This is a genomic window from Aestuariivirga sp., assembly GCF_046093005.1.
GTDB lineage: Bacteria > Pseudomonadota > Alphaproteobacteria > Rhizobiales > Aestuariivirgaceae > Aestuariivirga.
In genome coordinates this window covers 1-13,553 of sequence record NZ_JBJTER010000198.1, presented here as the reverse complement: position 1 = coordinate 13,553, position 13,553 = coordinate 1, and the positions used below count along the sequence as shown (strand labels likewise).

At 65.4% G+C, this 13,553-nt stretch carries 11 protein-coding genes; 7 read left to right on the top strand and 4 right to left on the bottom strand.

From position 1 onward, the window contains the following. The 5 genes from ACKOED_RS16760 (at position 1) to ACKOED_RS16740 (ending at position 5,943) form a co-directional block, all read left to right on the top strand. Complete coding sequence (locus ACKOED_RS16760) at positions 1-993, top strand: 3-hydroxyacyl-CoA dehydrogenase NAD-binding domain-containing protein (RefSeq protein WP_408917771.1); 993 nt, start codon at positions 1-3, stop codon at positions 991-993. Positions 994-1,009: 16 nt separating this feature from the next. Then, on the top strand, positions 1,010-1,780 hold the full coding sequence (locus ACKOED_RS16755) for an SDR family oxidoreductase (RefSeq protein WP_408917770.1): 771 nt from the start codon (positions 1,010-1,012) through the stop codon (positions 1,778-1,780). A gap of 6 nt (positions 1,781-1,786) precedes the next feature. After that, positions 1,787-2,950 carry an acyl-CoA dehydrogenase family protein gene (locus ACKOED_RS16750; protein WP_408917769.1) on the top strand — a complete coding sequence of 388 codons (1,164 nt, stop codon included), beginning with the start codon at positions 1,787-1,789 and terminating at the stop codon, positions 2,948-2,950. A gap of 159 nt (positions 2,951-3,109) precedes the next feature. Then, on the top strand, positions 3,110-5,146 hold the full coding sequence (locus ACKOED_RS16745) for an acetate--CoA ligase family protein (protein ID WP_408917768.1): 2,037 nt from the start codon (positions 3,110-3,112) through the stop codon (positions 5,144-5,146). Further along, positions 5,143-5,943, top strand: coding sequence for a carnitinyl-CoA dehydratase (locus ACKOED_RS16740; RefSeq protein ID WP_408917767.1), 801 nt, complete (start codon positions 5,143-5,145; stop codon positions 5,941-5,943). Before ACKOED_RS16745 ends, ACKOED_RS16740 begins: the two co-directional genes overlap by 4 nt. A gap of 171 nt (positions 5,944-6,114) precedes the next feature. Here the strand turns inward: ACKOED_RS16740 and ACKOED_RS16735 are convergent, their stop codons facing one another. After that, a complete protein-coding gene (locus ACKOED_RS16735) occupies positions 6,115-6,651 on the bottom strand; it encodes an SRPBCC family protein (protein ID WP_408917766.1) in 537 nt (178 codons plus the stop codon). A gap of 77 nt (positions 6,652-6,728) precedes the next feature. On the opposite strand from ACKOED_RS16735, the gene ACKOED_RS16730 reads away from it, so the two are divergent. Continuing rightward, the gene (locus tag ACKOED_RS16730) at positions 6,729-8,078 is read left to right on the top strand and encodes an NAD(P)/FAD-dependent oxidoreductase (RefSeq protein WP_408917765.1); all 1,350 of its coding nucleotides are present in this window, start codon (positions 6,729-6,731) and stop codon (positions 8,076-8,078) included. Here the strand turns inward: ACKOED_RS16730 and ACKOED_RS16725 are convergent. After that, positions 8,036-8,392 (bottom strand): hypothetical protein, encoded by a 357-nt coding sequence (locus ACKOED_RS16725; protein ID WP_408917764.1) that lies wholly within the window; start codon positions 8,390-8,392, stop codon positions 8,036-8,038. The two genes, ACKOED_RS16730 and ACKOED_RS16725, sit on opposite strands and share 43 nt — an antisense overlap. Positions 8,393-8,451: 59 nt before the next feature. On the opposite strand from ACKOED_RS16725, the gene ACKOED_RS16720 reads away from it, so the two are divergent. After that, the gene (locus ACKOED_RS16720; RefSeq protein ID WP_408917763.1) at positions 8,452-9,663 is read left to right on the top strand and encodes a pyridoxal phosphate-dependent aminotransferase; all 1,212 of its coding nucleotides are present in this window, start codon (positions 8,452-8,454) and stop codon (positions 9,661-9,663) included. Here the strand turns inward: ACKOED_RS16720 and ACKOED_RS16715 are convergent, their stop codons facing one another. Both ACKOED_RS16715 and ACKOED_RS16710 read right to left on the bottom strand, forming a co-directional pair. Then, positions 9,664-12,837, bottom strand: coding sequence for an efflux RND transporter permease subunit (locus tag ACKOED_RS16715; RefSeq protein ID WP_408917762.1), 3,174 nt, complete (start codon positions 12,835-12,837; stop codon positions 9,664-9,666). Between the two features lie 12 nt (positions 12,838-12,849). Next, the coding region (locus tag ACKOED_RS16710) for an efflux RND transporter periplasmic adaptor subunit (protein WP_408917761.1) at positions 12,850-13,553 on the bottom strand (704 nt) is incomplete at its 5' end.

The window sequence follows — 13,553 nt, the reverse complement described above, 5'->3', positions numbered from 1 at the left end:
ATGACCAAGCCCAAAGCCATCAAGACCGTCGGCATCGCCGGAACCGGGCTCATCGGCGCCGGATGGGCGGCGCGGCTGTTGTTCCGCGGCTTCGATGTCATCGCCTATGACGTGTCGCCCGCCGCCGAAGCCCGGCTCAAGGCCCAGATCAAGACCGCCTGGCCATCGCTGGAAGCGCTGCTCGGAAAACCGAAGAAGAAGGGCAAGCTTCGCTTCACCACCGACCTCAAGGCGATGGCCGCCAAGGCCGACTTCATCCATGAGGCCGCGCCGGAGCGCGAGGACCTGAAGATCAAGCTGTTCCGTGATCTCGACGCCATCGCCGCGCCGCATGTGATCATCGCGTCGTCCTCGTCAGGCTTCCTGCCCTCCAACCTGCAAAGCCAGTGCAGGCATCCGGAGCGCGTCATCATCGGCCACCCCTTCAACCCGGTTTATCTCCTCCCGCTGGTCGAGACGGTGCCGGGCGCCAGGACCGCTCCGGAAGCCATGGACCGCGCGGGGCAGTATTTTGAGTCGATCGGCATGCATGTGCTCAGGCTCAAGAAAGAGATCATGGGCTATATCTGCGACCGGCTGCAGGAAGCCCTGTGGCGCGAGGCGCTGCATATTCTCAACAAGGACATCGGCACCACAGGCGACATCGATGATTCCATCGTCTATTCCGCCGGCATGCGCTGGGCCTTCATGGGCTCCTTCCTCACCTATCATCTGGCCGGCGGGCCCGGCGGCATGCGCGACTTCATCAAGCAGTTCGACCCGACGCTGGAACTCGACTGGACCGACCTCAAATTCCCGAAATGGAACCAGACCCTCGAGAAGCGCCTGGTGGACGGCTGCGAGGCGCAGGCCGGCGGCCGCAGCGTGGCGGCGATCGAGGCCAAGCGCAACGCCGTGCTGGTCGACATGATGAAGGTGTTCCGCAAGCACAAGATCGGCAGCGGCCTGGTGCTGGAGCGCGAGATCAAAGCCCGCAAGAAGAAACCGGCCTGAGAAAGGACCAAGAGCCATGCCACAGCAACGCGTGATGATCACCGCCGCCGCCGACGGCATCGGCAAGGCGATTGCCCGGGCCTTCGCCGCAGAGGGCGCCAAAGTTCACATCTGCGACGTCAGCGAGACGGCGCTCGAAAGCTTCCGCCAGCAATTTCCGGACATCGCGGCCAGCAAGGTGAATGTACGCCATGAGGGCGAGATCAACGCCTGGTTCGACGATGCGCTGGACGATCTGGGCGGGCTCGACGTGTTCGTGAACAACGCCGGCATCAAGGGCCCGACGTCTCCGGTCGAAGGCATCGCACTCGGCGAATGGCGCGAATGCCTGGAGGTGTGCCTCGACTCCTTCTTTCTGTGCGCCAGGCGCGCCGCGCCGGTGATGAAGGCGCAGCGATCGGGCACGATCATCAACATGTCGTCCAATGCCGGCCAGCACGGCTTCGGCAACCGCACGCCCTATGCCGCCGCCAAATGGGGTGTCATCGGGCTCACCAAGTCTCTCGCCATCGAGCTTGGCCGCTACAATGTGCGCTGCAACGCCATCTGCCCGGGCTCGGTCAAGGGCGACCGCATCAACCGGGTGATCCAGGGCGAGGCCGATGTGCGCGGCGTGCCCTTCGACGTGGTGGCCCGCGAGATCGTCGGCAACCAGTCGCTCGAACGCCTGACCGAAGCGGAGGAAGTGGCGGCGCTCGCCGTGTACCTGGCCTCGCCGCAGGCCTTCATGATCAACGGCCAGGACATTGCCATCGACGGGCACGTCGAGACCTTCCACATCAAGTGAGCGCGCATGGATTTCACCCTCAGCGATGAACAGCGGATGATCGTCGAGACGACGCGGAATTTCGTCGTCAACGAGCTCTATCCGCACGAAGCCGAGATCGAGGAAACCGGCGTGCTGCGGCCCGAGCTCCGCGACGCGATCAAGGCGAAGGCGATCGCCGCCGGGCTCTATGCCGCCAACATGCCGGCCGAGGTCGGCGGCGCCGGCCTCGATACACTCACCTGGGTGCTCTACGAGAAGGAACTGGGACGCGCCAATTACGCGCTGCACTGGACCTGCGTCGCCAGGCCCTCCAACATCCTGATGGCCTGCGTGGGGGCCCAGCGCGAGAGGTACCTGTTTCCCAGCGTGCGCGGCGAGAAGGCCGATTGCCTGGCGATGACCGAGCCCGGCGTGGGCTCCGACGTGCGCGGCATGAAAACCTTCGCGCGTGCTGATGGCGATGATTTCGTCATCAATGGCGTCAAGCATTTCATCAGCCATGCCGAGGAGGCGAGCTTCGTCATCCTGTTCGCCGCCACCGGCGAGGAGGACACCCCGCGCGGCAAGAAAAAGCTGATCACCGCCTTCCTGATCGATATGGGAACGCCGGGCTTCACGGTGCGCAACGGCTACCGCAACGTCTCGCACCGCGGCTACAACAACTCGATCCTGGAATTCAACGATTGCCGCGTGCACAAGAGCCAGATCCTGGGCGCGCTGCACAAGGGCTTCGAGGTGGCCAATGACTGGCTGGGCGCTACCCGGCTGCAGGTGGCCGCCACCTGCATTGGCCGGGCCGAGCGCGCTCTGGCGCATGCCAGGCAATGGGCGGTTGACCGCCAGCAGTTCGGCCAGCAGATCGGCAAGTTCCAGGGCGTGTCCTTCAAGCTCGCCGATATGGCGGTGGAGCTCAAGGCAGCGGAACTGCTGACCCTCGAGGCGGCCTGGAAATTCGACCAGAAGACGGTGACCGACATGGACATGGCCATGGCCAAGCTGAAAGCCACCGAGATGCTGGCCTTCGTCGCCGACGAGGCCATCCAGATTCATGGCGGCATGGGTCTGATGTCAGACCTGCCGCTGGAGCGCATCTGGCGCGACGCCCGCGTCGAGCGCATCTGGGAGGGAACCAGCGAAATCCAGCGCCACATCATTTCCCGCGCTTTGCTGCGGCCGCTGGGCGGGTAGAGTGGTATCGCACCCAACACGTCCTCTCCCGCGCGCGGGAGAGGAAGGCACCCGCCGCTTGCGGCGGGGAGGTGAGGGGCCGCAAACCCCAAAACCTGCCGCCCTCACCTGCCCCAACTGCGTTGGGGCCACCTCCTCTCCGGCAAGCGGGAGAGGACGATGAAGAACCTCTCCCGCCTCCTCAATCCGCAATCCATCGCCTTCATCGGCGGCCATGAATGCGCCGTCGCGATCCGCCGCAGCCGGGAGCTGGGTTTTGCCGGAACGATCTACGCAGTGCATCCGAAGCGCGAAGACCTCGCAGGCGTGCCCACCCTCAGATCGGTGGACGACATCCCCGGAACGGTCGATGCCGCCTTCGTGGCGGTGAAGCGCGAGCCCGCCATCGAGGTGGTGCGGGCACTGGCGGGCGAGGGCTGCGGCGGCGCCGTGATCTATGCGGCGGGCTTCGCCGAGACCGGCAACGCCGATCTCCAGCAGCAACTGCTGGCGGCGGCGGCGGGCATGCCGCTGATGGGCCCCAACTGCTATGGCTTCGTCAACACCCTGGCGCGCGCGGCGCTGTGGCCCGACGAAACCGGGCTCGAGCCGGTGGCGCGCGGCGTGGCGCTGATCACCCAGTCCGGCAACATCGCCTGTAACTTTACCATGATGTTGCGCGGGCTTCCCGTGGCGGCGGTCTATTCGATCGGCAACCAGGTCGATGTCGGCATGCATGACATGGTCGAGGCGCTCTCGGCGGATCCGCGCATTTCGGCGATCGGGCTTCATGTCGAAGGCCTGCCGGACGTCCCGGCCTTCGCGCGCGCGGCGAGCCTGGCGCGGCGGCGCAAGGTGCCCATCGTGGTGCTGAAAACCGGACGCTCCGAACAGGGCGCAAAAGTGGCCATGAGCCATACCTCCTCGCTCGCCGGCGCCGACAGCCTCTATGACGCGCTGTTCGAACGCTACGGCATCGCCCGCATGACCTCGGTCTCGGCCTTCGCGGAAACCCTGAAATTCCTGCATAATGGCGGCCCGGTCGCCGGGTCGCGGCTGGTGTCGCTCAGCTGTTCGGGCGGCGAGGCGGCCCTCGTCGCCGACATGGCGCTCGACCGGAATGTGAGCTTTCCGCCCTTCGACGCCGAGACGAAGCCCCGCGTGGCCGCCACGCTCAATGAATATGTCGCCATCGACAACCCGCTCGACTACCACACCTTCATCTGGGGCCAGCCGGAGAAGCTCACCGCCACCTTCACCGAAGTCCTCAAGGGCGGCTTCGACGTCGGCATGGTGATCCTCGATACCCCAACCCACCCGAAGATGAAGCCCGACAGCTGGGCGATCACGGCCCGCGCCATGGCGGCGGCCGCCAGGGCGGCGGGGGCGCGCGCGGCGGTGGTTGCCACGCTTTCCGAAGGCATGCCGCTGGCGCTTGCGGCGGAACTCTCGGAAGCGGGTGTGGCCCCGATGATGGGGCTCGATGACGCGCTCACCGCTTTCGAGGCGGCGGCGGACATCGGCCGCAACTGGGCGCGGCCCGGCGATCCGCCCGGCATGGCCGCGCCCCGCATCCGGGGCTCGGGCGAGCGCGTGCTGAGCGAATTCGAGGCCAAGCAATTGCTGAAAGCTTATGGCCTCGCCGTGCCTGAAGGCGCGGTCTGCAGGCCTACGGACGCGGTGGCCACGGCGGAGCGGCTTGGCTTTCCGGTGACGCTGAAAGTGTCGTCCGCGGACATCGCCCACAAGACCGAGGCGGGCGGCGTGGCGCTGAACCTGCGGAGCGCCACCGAGGTGGCGGACGCGGCAAGCGGGCTCGGCCAGCTGGCGCCTGAACTGCTCGTCGAGCGCATGGTGACGGGCGCGGTGGCTGAACTCATCATCGGCCTCACCTGGGACCGGCAGTTCGGTACTGCGCTGGTCGTCGGCGCCGGCGGCATTCTCACCGAACTCCTGAAGGACAGCGCCACCCTGCTGCTGCCCGCCACCCGCGATGAAATCGTCCGCGCGCTCACCTCGCTCAAGGTGTGGCGGCTGGTCGAGGGCTTTCGCGGCAAGGCCGGAGACCAGGAGGCGGTGATCCGCGCCGTCGAGGCGGTGGCCGCGTTTGCCGCCGCGCATGACGGGCTCATCGCCGAACTCGACGTCAACCCCCTGCTCGTTCTGAAGGACGGCGCCGTCGCCGTCGACGCCCTGATCAAGATGAGGACCCCATGACCGTCAAGGAAAACGCGACCGGCCCGATCGTCGTCGTCCGCCACGGACCGGTGCTGGAAGTGCGGATCGCGCGCGGCAAGGCCAATGCCATCGACGCCGCGACCAGCCGCATCATGGGCAATGTCTTCGCGGGCTTCCGTGACGACCCCGTTCTGCGCGTCGCCATTCTCACAGGCTCCGGCGACAAGTTCTTCTGCCCCGGCTGGGACCTGAAGGCAGCCGCGGAAGGCGAGGCGCCTGATTCCGATTACGGTGTGGGCGGCTTCGGCGGCCTGCAGGAACTGCCGGGCCTCAACAAGCCGGTGATCTGCGCTGTCAACGGGCTCGCTTTCGGCGGCGGTTTCGAGATCATGATCTCCTGCGACATCATCATCGCCGCCGGGCATGCCACTTTCGCTTTGCCGGAGATCAATTCCGGCACGGTGGCGGATGCCGCCTCGATCAAGCTGCCGCGCCGCATTCCCTATCATGTGGCGATGGAGCTTCTGTTCACCGGACGCCGCATCGACGCCACCGAGGCCAAGCATTGGGGTCTCGTCAACGAGGTGGTGCCGGCGGGCCGCCTGATGGAGCGGGCGCGCGAACTCGCGGCCCAGCTTGCCGAAGGCCCGCCGCTGGTGTTCGCGGCGATCAAGGAGATCACCCGTGAAACCGCCCATCTCCCCGTGCAGCAGGCGTTTGACATGGTGACCAAGCGCCGCCTCAAGACCGTCGATGTGCTCTATTCCAGCGAGGACCAGCTCGAAGGGGCGCGCGCCTTCGCCGAGAAGCGCAAGCCGCAGTGGAAGGGCAGGTAGCCGTCAGGCGCCCGGACGTTCACACCACACGCGGCCTTTCTTGCAGTCCAACCGGGAGACCCGCGATGGCGATGCGCGCGAGGCGAGGAATGGCAGGCCCCCGGCGTCAGCATATTTGGAAGAAACCGCCCAACGTCAATCTGCAAGCTCCGGCGCGGTTGATGCCGCTTGTCAGCCAGCCTCGACCAGATGTTTGATGTTACTCAGGCTCGTCGTCATCTCCTCGCCCAGCGCGGCATCCATGAACAGCCCCGCCCAGCGGTCTACAACGCCCGGCAATGGCGAGCGGAACTTGAGCGTGAGCAGCGTTCCACCCGCCGCCGGTTGCAGTTCCATCTCCGACTGTGCTGACCCAAACTCGCCGAAGTTCAAAGCCACGATCAGCCGCTTGTCAGGTTCATGGCCCAGCACCGTCTGGCCGCCATTGCCGACCATCGGGTTGTTGGAGGCCCAGCGCATGACCTGGCCGATGCCGCCCTGCTCCGGACCGTCGAAGGAGAATTTCACCGCCGGGTCCATGGCCAGCCATGGCGACCATTCCGGCACCCGCCGCAAGTTGCCGACCACGGCGAAAACCTTGTCCGGCGGCGCGGCGATCACCGCCGACCGCTCGACCCGCGCCTCGCCCGGAAGCAGATAGGCCCCGCCGTAGAAGGTCACGGTCAGCGCCACGAGGATCAGCACGATGCTCTTGAGGACAGTTTTCATGCCGCCGTTACGACCACAAGAAGGCCCGCTTGGCAATGGCTTGCAAGCGCAAGCCGGATCGCGCAAGCTTTTCAATCATGAGCAACGCGATCTTCACCAAGGACTTCAAGCCTCGACCCTTTTGGTGGGAGGCCTATGAACCAAAGCCCCTGCCGGAAACCGCCCTGCCCACGGCGGCACGGGTGGTCATCATCGGGGCCGGCTATGCCGGACTCAATGCGGCGCTGGAGCTTCACCGCGAGGGGTTGGACTGCATCGTGCTCGATGCCAACGAGCCAGGGTTCGGCGGCTCCTCGCGCAACGGCGGCATGGTGTCGGGGGGCGTCAATGTCGGCAAGCGCTACCTGGCAAAAGCCATGAGCGATGATGAGGCCCAGCCCTTCCTCAATGACGCCGCCGTTGCCTTCGGCCATGTCGAAGACCTGATCGCCCGTGAAAACATCGCCTGTGGCTGGACGCGGGCGGGCTACTTCCTCGGCGCCTGGTGCAAGAGCCACTATGAGGGCATGGCGCACAAGGTTGAACTCCTGAACCACAGCGCCCGCGCCGAAGCCTATCTGGTGCCGCCGGAGCGCCAGCGCGCGGAAATCGGCTCTGACTATTACCGCGGCGGCCTGGTGGTCGGGCGGGCCGGCCACCTCCACCCTGCCCTGTTCTTCAAGGGCCTCCTGGACCTCTGCCAGCAGCGCGGCATTCCGATCGCCTCGAAAACACCCGCCACCGGACTTTCGGAAACGTCCGGCGGCTGGCGGGTCGATACCCCGCGCGGCAGCATCACGGCGGGAGACGTGATCATCGCCACCAACGGCTATACGGGTTCGGTGACGCCGGATTTCCAGCGCCGCGTCGTGCCGGTGGGGTCCTACATCATCGCCACCGCGGAGCTGCCGCCCGATCTGGCCGCCTCGATCAGCCCCAGGAACCGCTCCTTCGCGGATACCCGCCGGGTGCTCACCTATTACCGCATGTCGCCGGACGGCAAGCGGCTGATTTTCGGCGGACGCGCCAAGTTCGGCCACACCGACCCCGTCGAGACCGCGCCGATCCTCCACCGCTTCATGACCGACCGTTTCCCGCAGCTCAAAGGCACGCGCATCACCCATGCCTGGACCGGAAACGTCGCCTTCACGCTGGACGAGATGCCGCACATGGGCAAGTTCGATAACCTGCACTACGCGCTGGGCTGCAATGGCTCAGGCATCGCCATGATGAGCTATCTCGGCCACCAGACGGCGCGCAAGGTGGCGGGCAAGGCCAATCACGTCTGCGCCTTCGACCGGCCGGAGTTCCCGGACCACCCGCTCTATACCGGCAACACCTGGTTCTGCCGTGGATCGGGCGCTATTTCCGCACCCGCGACTGGCTTGACCGGCGGCTCAACTGATCAACCGCAGCGGGCCTGCATCCGCCACTTCGAGTCGGCATAGACCGGGTTCCCGGCGAGCTTTCCGCGCTTGCCATCCGGGCAGGCGAAATAGCCGAGCGAGGAGGTGGCAACCGCGACGGCGTCCTTCTGCTGTTTCGCCGTCATGCCCGACACCGCCATGTCATAGGCGCCGCCGCCGGCCGGGCCGAAATCGAGACGGTAGGTCTTGCCGTTGTAGAAAATGGGTTCGCTGCGCGCCGCCGCTGGCGGCGGTGCCGGCTTGTCGCGGGTGATGCGCGCGCCGGGACCAGAATCACAGCCTGACAGCGCCGCCACGGCCAGCAGCAGAATCACGGGAACAATCGGGTTTTTCATGGCGGCCTTATGCCTTCCGCACCTCGACCGGGCAAGCTTGCCGAAGTATAGGGGCTGTCATGACAAGCTTCGATCCTGCCTCCCTCCTCGTCGCCCGCAGCCAGGCTGCTGACGAAGGCCCCATCATCCGCATGTCGCAGCGCGCGCGGGAACTGCGCGCCGGCGGCATGGATGTGGTGAGCCTCACCCTGGGCGAGCCCGATTTCGACACGCCGGACAATATTCAGGCGGCTGCCACCGCCGCCATGCAGGCGGGGCTCACGCATTATTCGCCGGTGATGGGCATTCCCGAACTGCGCGCCGCCCTGTCGCGCAAGCTGAAACAGGAAAACGGCCTCGATTACGGCCCGCAGGAGATCTGCCTCGCCAATGGCGCCAAGCAGGCGATCGCCAACGCCATCCTGTCGATCATCGGAGAGGGTGACGAAGTCATCATGCTGGCCCCGTTCTGGGTGTCCTATGAGATCACGGTGCGCTTTGCGGGCGGAAAGCCGGTGGTGCTGACGGCGGGCGTGGACGAAAACTACAAGGTGCCCGCCAGCCGCATCGCCGCCGCGGTGACGCCGCGCACCAAGCTCATCATCCTCAACTCGCCGTCCAATCCTTCAGGCGCTGTGTGGACGGCGGCGGAACTCGCCGGGCTTGCCGCCCTGGTGCGGGCCCATCCCCGGCTCATGGTGATGTCGGACGAAATCTACGAATACATCATCTTCGAGGGCCAAATGGCCTCGATCGGGGCGCTCCCCGGCATGCGCGAACGCACCATCACGGTCAACGGCTTCTCCAAGGGCTTCGCCATGACCGGCTGGCGGCTGGGCTATGCCGCCGCACCCGAACCGATTGCCAGGGCCATGGGCCGCATGCAGAGCATGGTCTCGGCGGGGGCCAACCAGTTCGTGCAGCGCGCCGCCATCGCGGCGCTCGAGGGCCCGCGCGATGCGGTGGAGGCGATGCGCGAGGCCTACCGCCGCCGCCGCGACCTGGTGCTGGCGGGCCTCCGCGCCCTGCCGGGTGTGCGGATCGGCGATATTCCGGCCACTTTCTACGCATTCCCGGATGTCTCTGGGCTCCTCGGCCGCAAGGCCGGCAATCACCTGATCGACACGGCCGACAGCCTTTGCGACTGGCTGCTCGATGCGCATGGCGTGGCCACGGTGCCCGGCAATGCGTTCGGCGCGCCGGGCTCGATCAGGCTCTCCTTCGCCTGCGGCGAGGCCGACATTGCAAAGGCCATGGCGCGCATACGCGAGGCCGTGAACAGCCTTTGCTGATTACTCCGCCGCCTTGGCGATGGGCGCGCCCACGTCATTGGCCGGGGCGCTGACCACCGGCGCCAGCACGTCGGAGGCGTTTTCCAGGTCATGCATGTGGCGGCGGTCACGGGCGATGAAGGAATAGATCGCCGGCGTGATGAACAGCGTGAACAGCGTGCCGATGGTCATGCCGGCGGCGATGACGACGCCGATGTCGAACCGGCTCTTGGCACCCGCGCCATTGGCCAGCAGCAGCGGCACGACGCCGATCACCATGGCGGCGGTGGTCATCAGGATCGGCCGCAGGCGCACGGCGGCTGCCTCCTTGATCGCCTGGTTCTTGTCGTAGCCCTTGGTCTCCTGCAGCTTGTTGGCGAATTCCACCATCAGGATGCCGTGCTTGGCGATGAGGCCGATCAGCGTCACCAGCCCGATCTGGGTATAGATGTTGATGGTGCCGGAACCGAGGTTGACGGGCGGGTTGTTCTGCATCGCGCCGTTGACCTCGCCCAGCACGAACAGCACGATCAAGGCGCCGAACACCGTGGCGGGCAGGCCGATCAGAATGATGAACGGGTCGCGGAAGCTTTCGAACTGCGCCGCCAGCACCAGATAGATCAGCAGCAGCGCCACCGCGAAGGTCATGGCCAGCGTGTTGCCTTCCTTGATGAACTGGCGGCTTTCACCCTTGAAGTCATAGGCCATGCCGGGCGGCATGATTTCATCCGCCTTCTGTTGCAGGAAGGCGATGCCCTCGCCGATGGTGCGGCCGGGGAACGGCACGCCCTGCAGCATGGCGGAATTGAGCTGCTGGAAGGTGGAAAGCCCGTTGGGCTGCACCGTCTTGCTGGCGGTGGCGAAAGCCGAAAGCGGCACCATCTGGCCATCCGCCGCCCTGATCCGGAAGCTCAGGATCTGGTCGACCGTCTCGCGTTCGGTGCGCGGCACCTGCGGGATCACCTGATAGCTGCGGCCATCGACCGTGAAGCGGTTGACATTGTTGCCGCCAAGCAGCGTTGCGAGCGTGGCGCCAATATCCCGCATGGTCACGCCCAGCTGGTTGGCGCGGTCCTTGTCGACGATGATCTCCACCTGCGGCGTCTGGAACCGGAGATCGGCATTGGTGAAGATGAACAGGCCGCTCTTCATCGCTTCCGCCTCAAGCGTATCCAACACCTCCGCGAGGCGGGTGTAGTCGCCTGGATAGGTGAGCACGAATTCGATGGGCAATTCTCCCGCACCCACCGGGATGGCCGACGGCGCCGTGGCGAAGATGCTGATGCCGGAGATCTCCTTGAACTTTGGCTGGAGTTCTCCCATCACCGACAGGTCGGAGCGGGCGCGCTCTTCCCATGGCTTCAGAATCAACCCCATGAAGGCCGAATGCGAACTCGGGAAGCCGTTGACGGCAAACAGGTTCTGGCGCTCGGGCACGGCCAGCATGGTCTTGGTGAGCTCGTCCGTGTAGGTGGTGAGATAGTCGAGATTGGTGTGTTCGGGAGCGTTGACGAAGGCGAACAGCACGCCCTGGTCCTCGGACGGCGCAAGCTGCCGGTTGATGGCGTTGTAGAGCACGGCTGACAGCAGCACCATCAGAACCGCGACCCACGCGAACACCGCGCGCTGCCGGATGGTGCCATCGAGCCGGCGGCGGTAGAAGCGCTGCAAGCCGCCGAATGCACTTTCGACAAGCCGTCCGAACCACGAAAGCTTGGCGTGCGGCTTCAGCATCTTGGACGTCATCATCGGCGACAGCGTCAGCGCGACGACGCCCGAGACGATGACGGCGCCGGCCAGCGTGAAGGCGAATTCGCGGAACAGCGCGCCGGTGAGCCCGGACGTAAAGCCGATCGGCGCATAGACCGCGGCCAGCGTGATGGTCATGGCAATGACCGGCCCGGTGATTTCGCGGGCGCCCTTGATCGCGGCGTCGAAGGGCCGCATGCCCTCCTCGATGTGGCGGTGGATGTTTTCAACCACGACGATGGCGTCATCAACGACGAGCCCGATGGCCAGCACCAGCGCCAGCAGCGTCAGCAGGTTGATCGAATAGCCGAGCGCCACGAGAACCAGCGCCACGCCGATGAGCGACAGCGGAATGGTGACCACCGGGATGATCGTCGAGCGGACATTTCCCAGGAACAGGAAGATCACGACAATGACGATCAGGCCAGCCTCCAACAGCGTCTTGCCCACTTCCCAGATCGAAGCGTTGATGAATTGCGTCGCATCATAGGCGATCTTGACCTCGAGCCCGGTGGGCAGCATGCGCTGGATGTCGGGAATGGCCTTGCGAACCTCGGCGATCACCGTGAGCGGATTCGCATCGGGCGTCGTCTGGATGCCCATGAACACCGCCTTCAAGCCATCGAAGGCAGAGGTGGAATCGTAGTTCTCGCGTCCCAGGTCGACGGTGGCCACCTGGCCCAGGCGGATCACTTCGTCGCCGCGCACCGCAACCACCAGGGATTCGAACTGCTCGGGCGTTTCGAGTGAGGTCTGGGCATTGATGTTCTGCTGGGTGAATTCGCCCTTCACTTCGCCCGCCGCGGTGGTGAAGTTGTTGGCCGCCAGGGCCTGCCGCACGTCCAGGGGCGTGATGCCCAGCGAGGCCATCTTCTCAGGGTCGAGCCAGACCCGCATGGCGAAGGTCGACCCGCCGAGGATTTCAGCGGACGCAACCCCGTTGATCGCCTGCAGCTTCGGCTTCACCACGCGGTCGAGATAGTCGGAAATCTGCGGTGCTGACATCTGCTCAGACTTGAAGCTGAGGTACATGAGCGCGAATCCGGCGCCGGTGGTGCGCTTCACGACGGGGTCATTGGCCTCTTCCGGCAGCTCGCCCTTCACCTCATTGATCTTGGAGAGCACGTCGGAGAGCGCGCGGTCGGCATCGGCGTCGAGCCTGAGCTTCAGCGTGATCGTCGAGACATTCTGTGAGGACCGCGATTCGATGATGTCCACGCCCTCGGTGGAGGCCACGGCCTGCTGCAGCGGCGTGGTGATGAAGCCCTTGATCTGATCGGCGTTGGCGCCCGGATAGACGGTGGTGATCTCGATCTTGGTGTCCGACACCTCTGGAAATTGGCGGATCGGCAGCTTGAGCACCGCTTGCAATCCGGCCAGCAGGATCAGCAGGCTGATCACCGTGGCCAGAACCGGCCGCTTGACGAAAATATCGGTGAAATGCATGGCGCGCAGCCTTTACTGAATGGTGCTGGTATCCTGCAGCTTCAGCGCGATCGAATTGTCGATCACCACCTTGCTGCCCTGGTCGATCTTGTTCTGCCCCGCCGTCACCACCTGGTCGCCGGGCTTGAGGCCGCTGGCGATCGACACGCGCCCGTCGCGCACCGGCCCGGCCTTCACGAAGCGGCGCTCGATCACCAGCTCGTCCACGTCCTTGCCATCCTTGTCCTTGGCTTTCACCGTGTTCACGACAAAGACGTTGTCGCCGTACAGCGAGTAGGTGACGGCGGTCTGCGGCACGGTGACCACCTGCTCGACGCTGCCTGCGTCAACCCGGACATCGGCATACATGCCGGGAACGAGCCGGCCGTCCGGGTTCGGGATCTCCGCGCGAACCGTGATCATGCGGCTCGAGTCCGAGACCCGGGCATCAGGCGTGACGATCTTGCCGGTGAACGTTTCGCCGGGAAAGGCCTTGAACGCGGCGGTGACCTTTTCGTCCATGGTGAGACGTCCGTAATCAGCCTCGGTCACCGGAAAATCGACGTAGATCGGATCGATCTTCTGCAGCCAGACGATCTTCTGGCCCGGCGCGAGATAGCTGCCGAGCGCGATGTCCTTGAGGCCGACCCGGCCATCCCACGGGGCATAGATGAACTTCTGGGCGATCTCGGCCTTGCGGCGGTCGAGTGTCGCCTCGAACACGCGCTTGCGGGTCT

Coding starts and splice junctions, on each gene's coding strand:
- ACKOED_RS16730 (WP_408917765.1), top strand. CDS start 6,729: ATGAGCAACGCGATCTTCACCAAGGACTTCAAGCCTCGACCCTTTTGG.
- ACKOED_RS16750 (WP_408917769.1), top strand. CDS start 1,787: ATGGATTTCACCCTCAGCGATGAACAGCGGATGATCGTCGAGACGACG.
- ACKOED_RS16760 (WP_408917771.1), top strand. CDS start 1: ATGACCAAGCCCAAAGCCATCAAGACCGTCGGCATCGCCGGAACCGGG.
- ACKOED_RS16755 (WP_408917770.1), top strand. CDS start 1,010: ATGCCACAGCAACGCGTGATGATCACCGCCGCCGCCGACGGCATCGGC.
- ACKOED_RS16720 (WP_408917763.1), top strand. CDS start 8,452: ATGACAAGCTTCGATCCTGCCTCCCTCCTCGTCGCCCGCAGCCAGGCT.
- ACKOED_RS16740 (WP_408917767.1), top strand. CDS start 5,143: ATGACCGTCAAGGAAAACGCGACCGGCCCGATCGTCGTCGTCCGCCAC.
- ACKOED_RS16715 (WP_408917762.1), bottom strand. CDS start 12,837: ATGCATTTCACCGATATTTTCGTCAAGCGGCCGGTTCTGGCCACGGTG.
- ACKOED_RS16725 (WP_408917764.1), bottom strand. CDS start 8,392: ATGAAAAACCCGATTGTTCCCGTGATTCTGCTGCTGGCCGTGGCGGCG.
- ACKOED_RS16745 (WP_408917768.1), top strand. CDS start 3,110: ATGAAGAACCTCTCCCGCCTCCTCAATCCGCAATCCATCGCCTTCATC.
- ACKOED_RS16735 (WP_408917766.1), bottom strand. CDS start 6,651: ATGAAAACTGTCCTCAAGAGCATCGTGCTGATCCTCGTGGCGCTGACC.